General features: G+C 36.0%; 16 protein-coding genes. 7 read left to right on the top strand and 9 right to left on the bottom strand.

Translation table 11 applies throughout. From position 1 onward, the window contains the following. Positions 1-107 precede the first annotated feature (107 nt). From ACQ76T_RS08490 to ACQ76T_RS08460, 7 genes are all read left to right on the top strand, one after another. Positions 108-494, top strand: coding sequence for a hypothetical protein (locus ACQ76T_RS08490; protein WP_431342873.1), 387 nt, complete (start codon positions 108-110; stop codon positions 492-494). A gap of 6 nt (positions 495-500) precedes the next feature. Next, positions 501-3,092: a DNA gyrase/topoisomerase IV subunit A gene (locus tag ACQ76T_RS08485; protein WP_431342872.1), complete on the top strand. Its 2,592-nt coding sequence runs from the start codon at positions 501-503 to the stop codon at positions 3,090-3,092. A gap of 35 nt (positions 3,093-3,127) precedes the next feature. Further along, positions 3,128-3,769 carry a rhomboid family intramembrane serine protease gene (locus tag ACQ76T_RS08480; RefSeq protein WP_431342871.1) on the top strand — a complete coding sequence of 214 codons (642 nt, stop codon included), beginning with the start codon at positions 3,128-3,130 and terminating at the stop codon, positions 3,767-3,769. Between the two features lie 6 nt (positions 3,770-3,775). After that, positions 3,776-5,833, top strand: coding sequence for a YCF48-related protein (locus ACQ76T_RS08475; RefSeq protein ID WP_431342870.1), 2,058 nt, complete (start codon positions 3,776-3,778; stop codon positions 5,831-5,833). Between the two features lie 24 nt (positions 5,834-5,857). After that, positions 5,858-6,946, top strand: a complete 1,089-nt coding sequence (locus ACQ76T_RS08470; protein ID WP_431342869.1) for a helix-turn-helix domain-containing protein — start codon at positions 5,858-5,860, stop codon at positions 6,944-6,946. 158 nt (positions 6,947-7,104) lie between these two features. Beyond that, positions 7,105-7,890, top strand: coding sequence for an SDR family NAD(P)-dependent oxidoreductase (locus ACQ76T_RS08465; RefSeq protein ID WP_431342868.1), 786 nt, complete (start codon positions 7,105-7,107; stop codon positions 7,888-7,890). Next, on the top strand, positions 7,887-8,861 hold the full coding sequence (locus ACQ76T_RS08460) for an NAD-dependent epimerase/dehydratase family protein (RefSeq protein WP_431342867.1): 975 nt from the start codon (positions 7,887-7,889) through the stop codon (positions 8,859-8,861). The genes ACQ76T_RS08465 and ACQ76T_RS08460 overlap by 4 nt, the downstream gene beginning before the upstream one ends. Positions 8,862-8,903: 42 nt before the next feature. On the opposite strand, the gene ACQ76T_RS08455 is transcribed toward ACQ76T_RS08460, so the two are convergent. The 9 genes from ACQ76T_RS08455 to ACQ76T_RS08415 form a co-directional block, all read right to left on the bottom strand. Next, positions 8,904-10,427: a lectin-like domain-containing protein gene (locus tag ACQ76T_RS08455; RefSeq protein WP_431342866.1), complete on the bottom strand. Its 1,524-nt coding sequence runs from the start codon at positions 10,425-10,427 to the stop codon at positions 8,904-8,906. Positions 10,428-10,452: 25 nt separating this feature from the next. Further along, positions 10,453-11,025, bottom strand: a complete 573-nt coding sequence (locus tag ACQ76T_RS08450) for a hypothetical protein (protein WP_431342865.1) — start codon at positions 11,023-11,025, stop codon at positions 10,453-10,455. 558 nt (positions 11,026-11,583) lie between these two features. Beyond that, the gene (locus ACQ76T_RS08445) at positions 11,584-11,940 is read right to left on the bottom strand and encodes a DUF4180 domain-containing protein (RefSeq protein ID WP_431342864.1); all 357 of its coding nucleotides are present in this window, start codon (positions 11,938-11,940) and stop codon (positions 11,584-11,586) included. Positions 11,941-11,965: 25 nt separating this feature from the next. Beyond that, the gene (locus ACQ76T_RS08440; protein ID WP_431342863.1) at positions 11,966-12,412 is read right to left on the bottom strand and encodes a serine hydrolase; all 447 of its coding nucleotides are present in this window, start codon (positions 12,410-12,412) and stop codon (positions 11,966-11,968) included. 27 nt (positions 12,413-12,439) lie between these two features. Continuing rightward, positions 12,440-13,288, bottom strand: coding sequence for a peptide chain release factor N(5)-glutamine methyltransferase (prmC, locus tag ACQ76T_RS08435; protein WP_431342862.1), 849 nt, complete (start codon positions 13,286-13,288; stop codon positions 12,440-12,442). Between the two features lie 5 nt (positions 13,289-13,293). Further along, complete coding sequence (locus tag ACQ76T_RS08430; protein WP_431342861.1) at positions 13,294-15,138, bottom strand: hypothetical protein; 1,845 nt, start codon at positions 15,136-15,138, stop codon at positions 13,294-13,296. Further along, the gene (yaaA, locus tag ACQ76T_RS08425) at positions 15,139-15,897 is read right to left on the bottom strand and encodes a peroxide stress protein YaaA (protein ID WP_431342860.1); all 759 of its coding nucleotides are present in this window, start codon (positions 15,895-15,897) and stop codon (positions 15,139-15,141) included. It abuts the gene before it with no gap. Further along, entirely contained in the window at positions 15,894-16,604 is a 711-nt protein-coding gene (locus tag ACQ76T_RS08420) for a CPBP family intramembrane glutamic endopeptidase (RefSeq protein ID WP_431342859.1), read from the bottom strand. Before ACQ76T_RS08420 ends, yaaA begins: the two co-directional genes overlap by 4 nt. A gap of 58 nt (positions 16,605-16,662) precedes the next feature. Then, a complete protein-coding gene (locus tag ACQ76T_RS08415) occupies positions 16,663-17,274 on the bottom strand; it encodes an L-threonylcarbamoyladenylate synthase (RefSeq protein ID WP_422692663.1) in 612 nt (203 codons plus the stop codon). Positions 17,275-17,441: the final 167 nt, after the last annotated feature.

Raw genomic sequence — 17,441 nt, 5'->3', positions numbered from 1 at the left:
TTACAATCAAATACAAAATGAGATTAAGTAACCGCAACAAGGCATCAGTTTACAACTCTATAAGTACCCTCCTTATTATGCTGACAGTGTTTGGAATAATTATATTTATGGCTAATAAATATAGATTCAAAATATTGGGAGATGAAAGTTATTTACTGATTGCTGTCCCCGTTTTTATGCTGGCTATTTATTATTTTATGGGCCGGCAAATTTTTGAATACGACAGCGATGGTGAAGCTCTGAATTTTAAAAACAGGAATATTATTCCTTTTTTGGACAAGCCACTGCATGACGAATTCCCCAAATATAAACTGATCAAGTATGATATTATCAACATTGTATTGATCAAAAGATTATACATTACAGTAACCAGTAAGAACAGTGGTTCTACGATGCTGAAATATGAAATCTCTTATTTGACCAGAAAAGAAATAAACGATTTAAAACTCTCTCTGAATAAAGTAGTAAAAGCTAATAAAGAGAAAAAAGATTAAAAACAGATGACGACAGACGAATATTCGCATGAGGGGGAAAGCTTGAAGAAAGTTTCCGGTCTTTACAAAGACTGGTTTCTGGATTATGCTTCTTATGTAATTTTAGATAGGGCTATTCCTTCAGTGTTTGATGGCCTGAAGCCCGTTCAGCGAAGAATTATGCATTCCATGCGGGAACTGGAAGATGGCCGTTACAATAAGGTGGCCAATATCGTAGGGAATACGATGAAATACCACCCTCATGGTGATGCTTCCATCACAGATGCCATGGTGCAGATCGGGCAAAAAGAATTGCTGATAGATACTCAGGGAAACTGGGGAAATATCTATACAGGAGATTCTGCTGCTGCAGCAAGATATATTGAAGCCAGATTAACGCCTTTTGCCCTGGAAGTAGTCTTCAACCCAAAAACTACGGAATGGACAAAATCTTATGACGGAAGAAACAATGAACCTATTGATTTACCCGTAAAGTTTCCTTTGCTTCTTGCTCAGGGAGTAGAAGGAATTGGTGTAGGATTGTCAACAAAAATAATGCCTCACAACTTCAATGAGCTTATCACCGCTTCTGTATCTTATTTAAAAGGAAAGAAATTTGAATTGTATCCGGACTTCTTAACAGCCGGCTACCTCGATGTTTCTGAATATAATGACGGTCATAGAGGAGGGAAAGTAAGAGCTCGGGCCAGAATTACCCAGACCGATAAACATACTCTTGTTATTTCTGAGCTTCCCTATTCCAAAACGACTACAGATCTTATTGATTCGATCTTAAAAGCCAATGAGAAAGGGAAAATCAAAATCAAGAAGATAGAAGATAATACCTCAGATAAGGTAGAGATCCTGATTCATATTCACAACGATGTTTCTCCTGATAAGACGATTGATGCATTGTATGCTTTCACAGACTGTCAGGTAACGATTTCTCCGAACGCATGCGTTATTGTGGGAGATAAACCAATGTTCATGAATGTATCTGATATTCTGAAAATGAATACAGATCATACCGTTTCTTTACTTAAAAAAGAGCTTGAAATTGAACTTCATGAGTTGCAGGAAAGCTGGCACTTCTCCTCTTTGGAAAGAATTTTTATTGAAAACAGAATTTACCACGATATCGAAGAGGTAAAAACCTGGGAAGATGTACTGAAAACCATTGATGCAGGATTGAAACCTCATACAGGACATCTATTAAGAGCGGTAACGGAGGAAGATATTCTGAAATTAACAGAGATCAGAATCAAGAGAATTTCAAGATTCGATTTAGATAAATTCAAAGAAAACATTGCTTCTCTGGAAGGTAAAATAGATCAGGTAAAATACAACCTTGCCAATCTTGTGGCGTATGCTATTGATTATTACCTGAATATCCAGAAAAAATATGGTAAAGACAGACAGAGAAAAACGGAACTTAGGATTTTTGATACCATTGATGCCACAAAAGTAGCCGTTGCCAATGAAAAATTCTATGCCAATTTCGAAGAAGGTTTCATCGGAACTTCACTTAAAAAAGACCAATATCTGTTCGATTGTTCGGATATTGATGATATCATTACTTTCAGAAAAGACGGAAGTATGAAAGTGGTAAAAGTGGAAGCCAAAACCTTTATTGGTAAAGATATTCTTCACGTTGCCATCTGGAAGAAAAATGATAAAAGAACCGTCTACAATATGATCTACCGTGAGGGTAGAGAAGGACCTTATTATATGAAGCGTTTCTCCGTAACAGGGGTAACAAGAAATACAGATTATCCGCTGGCTTCCGATAAAAAAGGTTCAGAGACCCTTTACTTTTCGGCAAATCCTAATGGAGAGGCAGAAACAGTATCTGTACTTTTAAAACCAAATCCAAGAATCAGAAAAAACAAAATGGAGATCAATTTCTCTGATCTTGCGATCAAAGGACGTGACTCGAAAGGAAATCTGGTGACCAAATATGCGGTAAAAAAGGTAGATATGAAAGAAGAAGGAGTATCTACGCTTGCTCCAAGAAAAATCTGGTTTGATGATACTGTAAGAAGACTGAATGCAGATGTGAGAGGAACCTTATTGGGAAGTTTCAAAGGAGATGACAGAATTCTGACAATCAATACAAACGGGGAAGTAAAGCTAGTGTCTTTTGATCTTGGAAACCGTTTTGATGACGAATATCTGGTGTTGGAAAAATGGAGACCTGAGCAGCCTATTACCTGTATTTATTATGATGGAGAGAAAGATATTTACTTCATCAAGAGATTCCTGCTGGAAAATACTGTTAATGTACAGACCTTCATGCCATCTGAACATCCGAAATCATTCATAGAGAATGTCATTGTAGCAAATGAGGCTACAGCGGAAATCATTTTTGCAAAAGATAAAGGCAAAGAACGTGATTCTGAAATTGTAAATATCGATGAGTTTATTGCGGTAAAAGGAATAAAAGCCATCGGAAACCAGTTCACAAAATTTAAAGTAAAAGCTATTAATATTACCATTCCGGAACCGATAGAAGAAGAACCAGAAGTATATGAAGAACCGGAATCTACAGGAGATACAGATGAAGAGGGTGGAATTATCGGAGATTTATTTGAAGAAGGTGGTACTCATGAAACTGAATAAATAACGGTTTCTTTTAATCATAAAAAAACATTAAGATGAATACAATTGTTTTGATTATTATAGCCGCTACATGTATTTTCAGTTACATGGGCTTTAATAATACGGCATTATTTGAAAAATATAAATTCAATGTAGGAGCCATTACCAATCGTAAAGAATATGTAAGACTTGTCAGCTCTGCCTTTTTGCATGCAGATCTTATGCATTTGTTTTTCAATATGCTTTCCCTGTATTTTTTTCAGGGAGTAGTGGTCAGCTTTTTTGGTGAGATAGGTTTCCTGATTATTTATTTTGGAGCGATGCTTCTGGGTAACCTATTCAGTTTGAAAATTTATCAGAGACAGCCTTGGTATTCTGCCATTGGAGCATCAGGTGCCGTATCAGGAATCATTTTTGCCTCCATAGCAATGGCTCCTAATGAGATCAGTGTCAATTTCTTACCCGGCTGGTTGTTTGGTACTCTTTATTTCGGATATTCCGTTTACATGATGCTGAATCCAAAACAATGGGATAACCTGGGGCATGCAGCCCATCTTGGAGGTGCTTTCTTTGGATTGGTGTATTCCATTGCCATACATCCACAGCAGGCAGTAACTCATATGACCTACCTCGGAATTATGTCTCTTCCATTACTGTATCTGGCCTACCAGATCTTTATAAAAAAGAGAATCAATTAACTATACATGAAAAAAACTATTAACCTTCTTTTGGTGTTAGCCAGTAATTTTTTTTTATCACAAAATAATTTTACAAGGTTAACACCAAAACCCGCAGATGCTAAAGCCATTAAAATTACATTTTCTAACAGTAATTCAGGTTTTATCATCAACAACAACAAGGAACTCCTATCTACTAATGATAAAGGAGTTACCTGGAATCTCAAACAAACTCTTAATTTTGCTCCTGTTGACATTAAATTCAGAAACAATGTTGGGTTTATTGTAGGGGATAATGCAGTCCTCCGTTCCGAAGATTATGGAGCAACCTGGACTCCTGTTAACATCGTTGGAGGAGCATCTTTGAACTCTATCAATTTTATTAATGATGATGTAGTTTATATTTCGGGACAGACAAAAATTTTCAAATCTTCAGACAAAGGGCTTACATTTCCTGTTAACACAACAATGAACGGAATGTCAGCAGCTATCACGGTTTTTACCAATGCAGATACGGCAATTGCAACCACTTCTGATGGGAGAATTCAGAAAACGGTAGACGGAGGAAATACATGGGTAACTACGGCTTCCGCTACAAGTTTCAATGTTCAGTATTCTTCTCTTGTATTCCCGTCGCAGAATGTAGGATTTGTAAGCAAAGGTTCCGGAGATATGCTCAAAACTACGGATGGTGGGCAGACATGGACACCTTTATCTTTTAACAGTTTTCATTATGCAGCATATGGTATGCAGTTTTTAGACGAAAATAACGGATTTGCTGTTGGGCAAAATGGAATCATCTCAAAAACAACCAATGGTGGAGATTCCTGGCAGCAGATTAATGCTATTTTAATGTTTGGCAGTGATAGCGATTATGACCTTAACGGGTTATACTTCTTTGACTCCCAAACAGCGATTTGCACGGGTAATAACGGAAGAACGATAAAGACTCAAAATGGAGGAGCAACCTGGATGGATTATGCTCCTACCTACGATCTTATTAATGAAATTCATTTTACAACACCTAATACTGCCTATTTCAGAACCAGCAAAGCAGGTTTCTTTAAGACCTCGGATGCCGGAAACTCATGGCAGAAAGTTCAGTTTCCTCCTCATCAGGGTTCCCTCAGTAATGGGTTTACATTTATAAATGATAATGTTGGATATTCTATCGGGACTGTGCAAGGATCGGTATTGAAAACAGAAGATGGAGCTCAAACCTGGTCTTCCAGTAGTGTGATTCAGAATAATCCGTTACACTCGGTGAGTTTCGCTTCTGAGAATGTTGGATATGTAAGTGGTGGATATAGTAATTCTAACGGAGGATTATTTAAAACCACAAATGGTTCCACGACCTGGCAGAAAGTTTCAGACATGGTATTCGGTAAGCTGAATTTTTTCAATGCTAATTTGGGATATGGTTTAAAATACGAATACCAGGGTCAGCTTTATAAAACTTTAGATGGAGGAGCGACGTGGAATGTATGCCTTAACGTACCTGTTACCAGTATGATTTACGACATTATCAATGAAAATCAAATCTTTGCACTGGTAAACAATACAAATTTTTACAGATCATTAGACGGAGGAGCTACCTGGAACCAATCTCAGGTACCCAACCTTCACTTTGGGAAGATTAAATTTATTGATCAGAATATAGGATATATGGCCACCGATACCTGGGTTTTTAAAACAACCGATGGAGGTGTTAACTGGAATATGATTTACGATAATGATTCCAGATTTAAGATCTTCAATATGGAAGTGGGTGGTGATTATTTATATTTAACAGGGAATGGCGGAAGAGTTTATAAATATTCTTTAGAGTTTCTTTCTGCAAGCGAAGCCATTGTTAATAAAAAGGCCAATGTTCAAATTTATCCTAATCCTACATCAGACTATGTTCATGTAGATTCTAAGGTAAAAGTAAAGGAGATCAGGCTGATTGATATTTCCGGGAAAATGTTAAAATCAGTAAAAGATACCTCTCAAATCAGCATTGCCGAATATCAGTCTGGAATGTACTTTGTAGAGATAGTATTTAATGATAATACGAAACAGGTAAACAAAATTATCAGGAAATAGAGATCAATTAAAATAACAAAACCAATGAACACATCAGCATTCAACAGTTTCATCGTGATACTTATCTATGGTTCATTGGTTTTGCTTTCTCTGCTTAAATTAACCAATCCGCTAAAGGTCAACAGAAAAGCCAACTTCTGGTTTGGGCTTTTCTTATTTCTTTGGTCAACCTTCTGGCTGGATGAGATTTTCTTTTTTATTACCGGTTCTGCAATAGAATTCCATTCTCTGTTTTTGGTTCGGTTTATTCAGTATTTGACACCGGTTTTCTTTTACTTCAGTGTATTATTTTATACCAATCCTTCTTTTAAGTTTGGAATTAAAGACTTTAAATTTCTGCTCTTTCCGGCAGTTTTTCTGATGTGTTTGGGCGGCATCGCATTAGGATATTCAAATCCTTTTGAGTATCTGAGTATTATGCTGATACTTATTCAGGCTCTTTTTTATACAGGCTTGTCGTATATTACGATTAGAAAACATCAAAAGAAGATTCAGCAATTTTCCTCCAATACAGAAGGAATTAATTTAAACTGGCTGGAATACATTATCCTTGTACTTTTAATTGTGAATGTCATTTATGTGATTTACAATCTGTTTTATGACCCTAAATCCTTGAATTTCTTCATCAATACTGTCTTTTTATTGGTAATCTATTTCGTAGGATATTATTCATTAAAACAGAAAGAAATCTATCCTTTGGAAGAAAAACAGAGGGAAGAACTGATTTCCATTAATGATAACAACGATTCTGAAGAAATTAAGAAAAAACTGATTTCCGATGAAGAACTTTATAAGATTAAAACATCACTGGAAAACCTTATGAATACTCAAAAGCCTTACCTAGACAGTGAATTGAACCTTATCAAACTTGCAGAAATGCTCGCTGTTTCTACCCATCATTTATCCTATGTGATCAATACAGGTTTTGGAAAAAACTTTTTCCAGTACGTTAATGAATTCAGAGTGGAGTATGCCCAAAAACTTCTGAAAGAAACTCACAGTAAACTATCTGTTTTGGGAATTGCTTACGAGTCAGGATTCAATTCTAAAACCTCTTTTAATACTACTTTTAAAAAAGTAACCGGTAAAACACCTTCTGAGTTCAGGAAATAAGTTCCGGTTTATAAAGTTTTACTTTTTTATGTTTTAAGTAATTGATTTTAAGTTGTTTGTGAAACTTTGTTTGATCCCTTTAAAATTGGTTCACTCAGATAATCTGGAACATTTTCCGATCCCTTTCCCTATAGATTTGTACCCATAAATTTAATCTTATGGAGACCAAAAAATCTTATGCAGTAGTCACAGGAGCAAGCCAGGGTTTGGGGAAAGCGTTTGCCGAAAATCTGGCAAAAAAGAACATCAATGTGATTCTGATAAGTCTGCCAAATCAGAATCTCAAAGAATTTTCCCAAGACTTGAAAGAGCTTTATGAGGTAAAAGTTCATTATTATGAAACAGATCTTTCTGTTAATGAAAACGTAATGAAGCTTACAGAATGGCTTAACCGTTCTTTTGATATTCATATTCTGATCAATAATGCAGGACTGGGCGGTACAAAAAAGTTTACAGAAGCTACGGCAGACTATATCAATACTATTCTTCAGGTAAATGTGGCTGCAACATCCCTTATTACCCATCAGCTGCTTCCTAATCTATTAAAGCAACCTGAAGCGTATATTTTAAATGTTTCCAGTATGGCAGCTTTTTCTCCGATAGGATTCAAAACGGTTTATCCGGCTTCCAAAAGTTTTATTTACTCATTTTCCAGAGGGCTTCATGAAGAACTGAAAGGAACGAGTGTTTTTGTAAGCGTAGTAAATCCCGGAGCTATGAAAACCAATACGGATGTCTGCAAAAGAATTGAAAAACAGGGTTTTTGGGGAAAACTGACTCTTTTAAATCCGGATAAAGTGGCATCTTACAGCATTCATCAGTTGTTTAAAAAAGATTCCGTAATTATGGTGAATCCCATCAGCTGGCTGATCATGAAGTTGCTACCGGTATGGATAAAGCTTCCACTGATGACCCAGGCGATAAAAAGAGAAATAGAATCATGAAAAAAGTTTGCGTAACCGGAGCAACGGGTCTCCTGGGAACTAATGTTATCCTTAAATTATTACAAAATGGTTATTCTGTTATTGCTCTGGTGCGCAAGAAAAGCAGCTGGCTGGGCGAAGAAAACGAAAATCTGAAACTGTTGGAAACGGATCTTTCGTCCGATCTGTCAGTATTTCTTACCGATATAGACTGTATCATTCATATTGCAGCAGAAACACGTCAAAACCTAATCAGTTACAGTGAATATAGAAAAGTAAACTATGAAATCGTAGTGAATCTGTTCACCCATGCAGAACGGATGGAAGTAAAAAGATTTTTGTTTGTAAGTACAGCCAATACGCTGGGGTTTGGAAATACAGGATTCTGGGGAACTGAAAAAGCTCCGCAACTTTATCCTTTTACCCATTCATTCTATGCTCAAAGTAAAATTGCAGCAGAAGATTATCTTTTAAAGAACCGTAAAAGCACAGAGGTGGTGATCGTAAATCCAACTTTTATGATCGGAGCCTATGACAGCAAGCCAAGTTCCGGAAAAATTATCTTTTGGGCATGGAAGAAAAACATCGTTTTCTATCCGAAAGGAGGGAAGAACTTTGTACATGTTGAAGATGCTGCGAACGGGATTCTCAATGCTGTTGAACAAGGTAAAACCGGTGAGAAATATCTTTTAGCCAATGAGAACTTAAGTTATAAAGAATTTTTTGAGAAAGTAAACCAGATTACCTGTCAAAATCCCATTATGATAGCTATTCCCAATACGGTTTTAAGTTTTATAGGATTAATGGGTGATGGTTTGAGAAAATTAAAAATAAAGACTAATCTGAGTACTTCCAATATGAAAGCATTGCAGATCTGTAATTATTATTCTCATCAGAAATCAGTAAAGGAGTTAGGTATTCAATATCAATCTGTTGATAAAGCAATAGAAGATGCTGTTCAGTATTTTATTAAAAATAAGATGATCCATTGATCATAAAAAAACCAGCTCTTAAAAGCTGGTTTTTTTATGTAATTATCTCGTTATATTCTGTGTCACATTTCTGTTGGAAATAACGCAGGCTTTGCTACAGTTATTTGCACTTGAAATATTAACCTGTACGAGTGCTGGCAAAGATCTGTATTCTTCCTTGTTGTAAGGAGCTTCTGTACCATTGCGCCCACCACCTTTAATATCATACTGTATTTGGGCCACTCCGGTGAATCCACCTGCAGGCTTGAAAGAAAGAGCTCCGGTAGCAAGTGAATAGGTCCATGTCCCTTGGCTATTAGTATAAACACCGCCTGTGATATTTGGAATCACAGCACCATTATTATCCAAAAAACGGAATGAATTAAAATCAAGGTTGTTATAGGACAGTGTTGGCGGATTCTGACCAATTGCTGAAGAATAAGCCGCATCGTTAAGCAAAGGATAGAATGTTGATTTTATCCCCGGACAACCTGCAAACAGGTCATCTGTTACTTCCGCAGCATAAGGCCTTGTTACCCCCAGGTTTTTCAATAAATGTATATTTTTAGCAGCTCCTGTAGATGCTGCAAAGCCAATTCTGAAAGTGGAAGGTGCTGAAGTATCCAATGTTCTTACGGTACTGTTGGATATGGTTGTTTCCGTATATTTCAGAGAAGTTGGATAATAATAATTATCGATTACTTTTTCTTTTACCGTTCCGTGTTGTATTTCCAGAGTTATATTATACCCTCCGGCAGGATTGGGAACCAAGACAATATAGGCTTTACGGTATCTTGCGTCATTTTCATTCAGAGGAATCGTTGTTCCGCCACTTTCAATACTGAATTGCTGCAGCGTTGTGTTTTGAATACCGACATATTTTCCCGTAGCAGGATTCAGATAAGCAGATCTGTTGCTGCTGGAAGGAGAGGCATTGGTCGCAATACTATAAAGTAACGGATAACCGTTATATCCTGCAGGCTCAGCTGAAGACAGAGATTGGTTTCCTCGTTTACCTCTTAGCGAAACATTGCTTCGTCCATCGGCAAGCCCTACTCCAAATATTCCGTTTCTTACCCTTTCACCCTGGTTAAAGCTTGTTTTAAAATTTCCGAACTCATCAAGACCTATCCCCAGATAAGCTCCTCTAAGCCCTTCTGTAGACTCTCTTCCACGTACAAAGCTGTATCCTAATCCGCCACCAAAGTATCCAAGATTAAGCTGGTCTTTAGGGATCGATCCGTCTACCAGGAATATAGAGATTCCATCTCCACCGTTGGTATTTCCTCCATAAATAGCAAATTCAAATTCAAATTTGATCCCCTGATCACTTTTGAATATTTTATCAGCCAGAATGACTCCCCCTGAAATATTATTTACACTTCGGGTCAGCCGCAGTCCGTCTGTGGTAAAGGTTGCGTCATTCTGAACCCCGCTGGTAGCTACTTTATAAGCTTCCTGAGGTTGTAATCCCTGGGTGAAATTAACAAAGTACGGATATCCTGTTCCCTGCTCGTTCTGTGCTTTGATATTTTGTGAGAAAATGAGCAATGAACTGATCAACAACAGCTTTTTATGTCGTATCATTTGAGTGTTTTTTAGCATAGCTCAATTATTTCACAACAAAAACAATATTGATAAAAGAGCAGTCTGTAGCTGCTGCTTTTACATCATACCTCATTACACCGTCATCAGAAATGGTAATATTGCTGAATACATTAGGATCAGCATCGGTTACATAATAGTAAAGGTCTCTGCTGGATGGGAAAAAAGGAATAGATGCCGGGGCACTTGTACTTTTTGCTCTAGGAGAACCGAATTGAGTTTTATACAAGGTATATAAATCTTTAGTTCTCCCCGTTGCGCTGGTAGAAGTATCAAAAGATACACTCGGCATGTAAAACATTTTTACCGCATTATTGCTAATGCATAACCAATCCGGAGAAGTTGGAGTTCCAATATTCTGACTTAAGCACTTTTTATCAGTATCATAGATCAGAAGAGAGTTGGCCGGGTTGGAAATAGCATCTCTTTTTGCGGTGGTAAGTCTTGGGATCAGCATTCCTTTATTTTGACTGTAAATATCAAGAGCTGCGCTGGCATCAGGAGTGGGTGTGTTAATCCCTATCTGAGCAAATGAAAACGAACTTACTAAAACGATTGGTAGAAATAATTTTTTAATCATAATGTTCTTATAATTTTTATCTGTGTATTTATGTTTTTTGATGGTTATGTTGTTTTTAGAAGAAGTGCATCTCCGGTAGTCTTAGTTCCGTACAGGAAACAAGTATATTTAACAGTTCACTGAAAACAGTGAATTGCTCTATTCAAAAAATGATGTAATGAGACTTTTTGTTTCAAAAGCCAACAACGAATATCATAAGAATACTCCTAATAGAGTACATCTTATTTCATCTGGATCGTCGAAAAAGTAAATTGAGTTAAGTGGCTGTGAAAGCCATTAAATAAGTTAAGTTCATATTTTCTCGTGTTTTTTGCAAATATACGAATAAAATATTTACCTTCTCATTTTCAGAGGATTAATTTTAAATTATCGGCGGTTATTAATTTAATTACTATATTTTGGTTTAAAATTTTATGCGAATTATAACTTGTTTAGGTTATTTTTAACTCATATTTTATGGTGATTTAGCGAAAATCATAATGAGCCGTGTTGATATGCTGGAATCAAAAAGTGTTGCGAATTTTCTTCTTTTATTCAAAATAGCCTGGAAAAGCGCTATCAGGAAAAATTATGTAATGCATGTTCCAACGTTTCTACAAAATTGACGTGTTTCGTTTTGTTACTTTCAAAAATAAAATCTTTCAAGCTTTTGCTTTCATATTTGCTAAAGTCACCTACAATAGCCAGGCTAATGCGGTAATTGGAAAACTTTTGCAGAATTTCTCCCGCTATTTTTGTTTTTAAATCAAAGAATTCCGGTACGATGTTCTTTTCATACAGAATTACTTTGTCAAACCCCTGATAATATATATTTCCCATAAGATCCAACCCATCCTGAACCGATTGAATAAGCATTTCTTCTGAGATTATCTCTGCAATTTTTGTATTGTTGAGTTCGTGTGAATTGATTACCATTTTTTATTGAATTGATTTTTTGATATCATGTAAAAAGTTCTCCAAGGGAAAAGCATCCTCCTGATTTGTCAGCTAGTACAATGATACAGCTGTTGTGCTGCAGATCTCTCCAGAACAGTGCTTTGAAACCGTTAAGGCCTCCTGTATGCATGACAGACTTTTCTTCAGCATTGTTTTCAATGAACCATGCGAATCCATAATTAGAGGGCCGTCCGTTCAATAACTTCGCAGTAGTGTACATAAGAGCTGTATTATTTCTATTGATGAGAGTATAGTTCCGTAATGCCTGATCAAACTTAAAAAGATCCTCGGGAGTAGAGTAGATGCCGCCATCACCGATCGTTAAAATCGAATAATCATCCGGCTTTTTCTGTTGGTATTGATTAATAATATCCTTGGGATCCTTTGCACAGGAAATAAGCTGTAAAATAACTGAAATACCAATAGCAATGTTTAATAGAAAAGATCTCATGGGTTAAGTTTATGAAATCTAAATTACTTATTTCTTCCCATAAATAAACCTGTCATTCTCAGATAAATCCTTTAATAATTGAGCGTTAGAAAAATAATTGTACAGTTCCAGGGTTTCCGGCCCCAGTTTTTGATTGATTTCCAGAAACAAAAGTCCATCATTTTTTAAATGTTTTTTTGCATCTTCTGCAATTTTTCTGTAAAAGATCAAAGCATCCGAAGTAGGGGAGAAAAGGGCCATTTTAGGCTCAAATTCTTTAACAGAATCAGCGATTTCCGTTTCTTCTTCAATTCCTATGTAAGGTGGATTGGAAATAATAACATCATATTTTTCTTCCAGGGCAAACTGAAGATAGTCTGCATGAAGGAATTTAACATCAAGCGAATGAAAATCTGCATTTTTGCGAGCCGTTTCTAATGCTTTTTCAGAAAAATCGATCGATGAAATTTCAGCATTGGGGAAGTGTTTTTTTAGGACTAAAGGAATTACTCCGCTTCCGGTTCCAATATCTAAAATTTTTAGGACTGAATTGCCAAGCGGTAAAAGTTGGATTTTTTGAATAGCCATTTCCAGCAGTTCTTCTGTTTCCGGACGGGGAATCAGTACGTTTTCGTCCACAAAGAACTTCATTCCGTAGAATTCTGTTTCTCCCAAGATCTGTAAATAAGGTTTTCCTGTTTTTAATGCTGAAATAATCTGCTGAAATTTGCTTTCATTCTCTGAAGAGACTTCCTGATCAGCCAGCTGACGTTGTTGAATAGTATTTAATTCCAGAATGTTCTCTACAAAAATCTGAAAGATAAATGTACTTTCTGATTCTGTGTAGATGTCTGAAAGTTGTGCGGAAAATTCTTTTCTAAGTGCTGATATTGTCATTGTATTTAGTAAAACATTTCTGTTTTTTTACTTTTTAGTTCAATTTTACTTTCGCCAACCTGGACTTCATCCATTCTGGGCAAAGGAATTTTTTTGTTGATTTTTTCTTTCCAGTTTTTTGTTTGTACCGGATGGCTTTTATTGCAATTTTCGGATGAATAGCCAAATATGGCATCTCCTGTGGATAAATTATAGTCCAGCGACTGAAAATAATCACATGGTGACCCAAAATCTACAGAGGCACCGATTAAGTACCAGTTGTTGTTCTGAAATCTGTATCGATGGGTATAATGCCATTTTTGACGGCTTCCTCCAAAATGATCAATAACAATTGTTTTGTTTTTGATGCTGATTCCTTCATAAGGATTGCCCATCATTCCTCCATGTTCGCTAGGAAGGATTGTGTTGCTGAACTGGTTCCATAATACCCAATTTTCGCCTTCTTTTTTGTAGATAGCCAGAACCTGGGTGAAACCAAAATCATCTTCTATTGGTGTTTCGTAAACGCAAACAGCTTCATCTTCAGGACTGTCATCCAGATTTCCTGTTGCCTGATCTTTTAAAGTCCAGAATTTGGGAGTAAACTCTTCAAGAGTCTTCGCTTTTCTCAGCGTAATCTCAGTGTCGAAGTTTCCTGTTTTTACAGCATTCTGAAAGGCATCAATTGTATTCTGTTTTTCAGCACATACTTTAGGAATTTGGGTTCTTATATTGTCTGCATCTTTTGGGAAATCGGGTAAAGTGAAACTTCTGGGTTGAGAATTCGGGTTGTAATATTGAATTTCACGATATTCGTAATCAACGAGTTCCTTTTTGCTGTTGGGTCCTTTGTCAGTATTTTGTCGATATTGTTTTTTTGAAATCCAGTTTCCCTGTTTATCATAAATATACTCAAAAAACTCTGCGGATAGAGGATGTCCTGTATATTCTATGCTTTGTTCAAAAACAAGATTGTTGTGATCATCATATTTTCTGAGAGTCTTTGTAGATTTTTCTTTCCCAAGCATATGATATTCCTGTTCAGTACGCTCATGATAGTCGTTTGAATAATAATATTCCGTTTTATTTTCCAGGGACTGATGATTGGCCAGCCAGATTTCTGAAAGCAGATAGCCATTTTTATCATAACTGAAGGTTACATCCCGGTCTTTAATAATGTAATCTTTAATATCAATAGGTTTATAGGTTCTGCTTATCCATTGATAACGATGGATTTTAGACTGATATAAAGGAGTTTTTTTAGTAAGATAGGGAAATTCAAAAGTATATTCTTCTTCAGGATTTGCTAAGGAATCATAACCGTAATCAATGATTTTAACAGTTGTTTTTTTAGGTTCTGAAGAGTAATTATACTGTATATAGCCGTCATAAATAAAAGGTTTTCCTTCGTCTATTTTATAATTGATTTCTTCCTGAAGATAATTTTCTTTGTTGTAGAAAAGCCAGTTATAATGATAGAGTTTTTTATTCTCTACAGATTCTTTAAGAATAAGAAGATTATTTTTATAATGAAACTTTTCTTCAATTGAATTGGTGTCGTAATAACGTCTTTGATACAGTTTTCTGCCGTCCGGAAGATATTCTGTGTACGACTCCTGAATATAAGAAAGCCCATCACGATTGACCAGATTGCCGGTTTTTCTTTCGGGATTCTTTAATTTTGTGACTGCGAAAATGTTGTTGGTCCTAAAGTACAGTGTATCGCTATAAGAACTGTTAAAAGTATGATTGTCCAGAAATCCATTAATTGATGCTTCTTTTTCCTGAGCACAGGAGATTACAAAACCCATCGAAAAGACAAGTTTCAAAATCTTTGGAAATACAATATTTTGGATTTCTGGAATATTCATTTATCGGGTAAAAACAAGTTTTGTATCGGTAGATTTTTCTTCATCAATTCTGTATCCTTCGTAGTTGAAAGCTTTTACATCTTCCAATGTTTTGGCATTGGTTTCAGCGCAGAATCTTACAACAAGTCCTCTGGCATGTTTGGTATACACTACAATGGTTTTCAGTTTTCCGTCTTTTAATTCGTAGAAATCGAAATCAACAACAGTATGGTTCAGCTTTTTTCTGTCGATTACTTTTCCATATTCATTGCTGGCAAGATGAAGAAGGATTTCCCCTTTTTTCATTTCGGTGTTCAGCTGATCTGTGATTTTTTCTCTCCAGAACTCGTAAAGATTTTTATACTGATCGAATTCGAAAGGACGTCCCATTTCCAATCGGTAAAGCATCACTTTATCGGAAGGTTTCAAAAGTCCATATAATCCAGAAAGCATTCTGTAATTTTTCTGCAGATAATCTACGGCATCTTTGTCCAGTGTTTTGGCATCCAAACCTCTGTATACTTCACCCGTAAATGCAAACATTGCAGGTGCAGATTCTTTAGCCGTAGGTTTTGATTTCCATTTTTGGTTTCTCTCCCAGTTCTCATCAGCCAGTTTAGCCGATATTTCCATTAATTCTGAAAGGTATTTGGGCGATTTTTCTTTTAAATAAGTTTGTATAAATGCTGCCTCTTCAATGAATTTCGGAGTCGTAGATTTCAACAGTTCCGTTGTGTTTTCTACATTCATTAATTTGGCAGGTGATGTTATAATTTTCATAATGTTAAAAATACAGATAAATGTTTACTATCAATAGAATTCATGATCATAAGAGATATAAAATCAATCAGAAAATGACAGATGATCAGAATTTTGATATTTGAATATTTTTTATAAAAAACGGCAAAAACGAGACCAATGAAGAAAGGGACAACGACCTGACCTATGGTTCCATACGTACTGTGAAGAATTCCGAATAAGAGGGAAGAAATAAGGATTCCAAATACAGGACTGTTGTATATCTTCTCAATCCTGGGCTGTATATATCCACGCATCAGAAATTCTTCCACAGCACCTGCCGTAAAACTTGTAAAAATAATTAAAAAATAATTGTTCTTAAAAATTAAAGAAAGCTGAAAAAGCTTGCTGCTTATTTTTTCATGAGTAAAGAATTGGATGATCAGATTCAAAAATGCTCCTCCGACACTACAGATCAGATATAAGGAAACAATAGCTTTAATATAGAATGTAGCGGAATATTTTTTCTCCTCTTTCAATAGGAAAGAGTTTTTCTCTATAGAGTAATTATATAGAAAGGTAATAAGTAAAATACACCATATTCCAATCCTGCTCCAGAAGAAACTGATGGCAGAGATTTCTTTTATGCCGGTAATCATGCCTATCACCGGAAAAATGTAAAGCATTGCTGCTGCCAAAAGCACAAACGTGAGTAAAATTCCTATAGAATATTTCCCCTTAATGTCCATAATCATAATCTATCATCCCTAAATTGTCAACTTCTACCTTTTCATTATAGACTTAAAACTAAATAATTCCTTTTCCCTGACGGATAACTTCAGGCTCTCCGGAAGTAAGGTCTACAATCGTAGAAGCAACATTGTCTCCATACCCGGAATCAATGACGATATCTACTAAATGATCATATTTTTCAGCGATAAGTTCAGGATCAGTAGAATATTCGATGATCTCATCATCATCTCTGATGGAGGTGGAGGCGATAGGATGGCCCAGTTTTTCAACAATAAGCTGTGGAATCGGGTGATCAGGAACACGGATACCGATTGTTTTGTGCCCTTTATAAGCTAATGGTAAACTTTTGTTGGCTTCAAGAATAAAGGTGAAGGGACCGGGAAGGTGGCTTTTCAGAAATCTGAAAACAGAAGTATCAATAGGTCTTGTAAAGTCGGAAAGATGGCTCAGATCATTACAGATTATTGAGAATTTCGACTTTTCTAGCTTCATTTTTTTAAGTTGAGCAAGTTTTTCCATGGCTTTTATATCAAAAATATTACAGCCTAGGGCATAAATTGTATCTGAAGGATAGATAATCAATCCGCCGTTATTTAATGTTTTAATGACTTCATTCACAAGATTTTCCTGTGGATTGTCCGGGTAAATTTTCAATATTTTTGCCATAAAACAAAGATACAAATAATAAAATAGTTTTCATAAAAGCCCTTTATTTAAAAGAAAAATTAGGATTTGTAAAAAATATTCGTACCTTTGCAATCCAATATCGCGGGATGGAGCAGTAGGTAGCTCGTCGGGCTCATAACCCGAAGGTCATCGGTTCGAGTCCGGTT

Origin of the sequence: Chryseobacterium sp. JK1, assembly GCF_050632815.1 — a bacterium.
Taxonomy (GTDB): Bacteria; Bacteroidota; Bacteroidia; order Flavobacteriales; family Weeksellaceae; genus Chryseobacterium.
This window is presented reverse-complemented; position numbering and strand designations above follow the sequence as displayed.

Bases quoted from the DNA above. Each gene is read 5' to 3' on its own strand.
- ACQ76T_RS08490 (WP_431342873.1), top strand. From the start codon at position 108: ATGGCTAATAAATATAGATTCAAAATATTGGGAGATGAAAGTTATTTA.
- ACQ76T_RS08465 (WP_431342868.1), top strand. From the start codon at position 7,105: ATGGAGACCAAAAAATCTTATGCAGTAGTCACAGGAGCAAGCCAGGGT.
- ACQ76T_RS08430 (WP_431342861.1), bottom strand. From the start codon at position 15,138: ATGAATATTCCAGAAATCCAAAATATTGTATTTCCAAAGATTTTGAAA.
- ACQ76T_RS08470 (WP_431342869.1), top strand. From the start codon at position 5,858: ATGAACACATCAGCATTCAACAGTTTCATCGTGATACTTATCTATGGT.
- ACQ76T_RS08475 (WP_431342870.1), top strand. From the start codon at position 3,776: ATGAAAAAAACTATTAACCTTCTTTTGGTGTTAGCCAGTAATTTTTTT.
- ACQ76T_RS08455 (WP_431342866.1), bottom strand. From the start codon at position 10,427: ATGATACGACATAAAAAGCTGTTGTTGATCAGTTCATTGCTCATTTTC.
- ACQ76T_RS08445 (WP_431342864.1), bottom strand. From the start codon at position 11,940: ATGGTAATCAATTCACACGAACTCAACAATACAAAAATTGCAGAGATA.
- ACQ76T_RS08415 (WP_422692663.1), bottom strand. From the start codon at position 17,274: ATGGCAAAAATATTGAAAATTTACCCGGACAATCCACAGGAAAATCTT.
- ACQ76T_RS08420 (WP_431342859.1), bottom strand. From the start codon at position 16,604: ATGGACATTAAGGGGAAATATTCTATAGGAATTTTACTCACGTTTGTG.
- ACQ76T_RS08450 (WP_431342865.1), bottom strand. From the start codon at position 11,025: ATGATTAAAAAATTATTTCTACCAATCGTTTTAGTAAGTTCGTTTTCA.
- ACQ76T_RS08460 (WP_431342867.1), top strand. From the start codon at position 7,887: ATGAAAAAAGTTTGCGTAACCGGAGCAACGGGTCTCCTGGGAACTAAT.
- ACQ76T_RS08480 (WP_431342871.1), top strand. From the start codon at position 3,128: ATGAATACAATTGTTTTGATTATTATAGCCGCTACATGTATTTTCAGT.
- ACQ76T_RS08485 (WP_431342872.1), top strand. From the start codon at position 501: ATGACGACAGACGAATATTCGCATGAGGGGGAAAGCTTGAAGAAAGTT.
- prmC (WP_431342862.1), bottom strand. From the start codon at position 13,288: ATGACAATATCAGCACTTAGAAAAGAATTTTCCGCACAACTTTCAGAC.
- ACQ76T_RS08440 (WP_431342863.1), bottom strand. From the start codon at position 12,412: ATGAGATCTTTTCTATTAAACATTGCTATTGGTATTTCAGTTATTTTA.
- yaaA (WP_431342860.1), bottom strand. From the start codon at position 15,897: ATGAAAATTATAACATCACCTGCCAAATTAATGAATGTAGAAAACACA.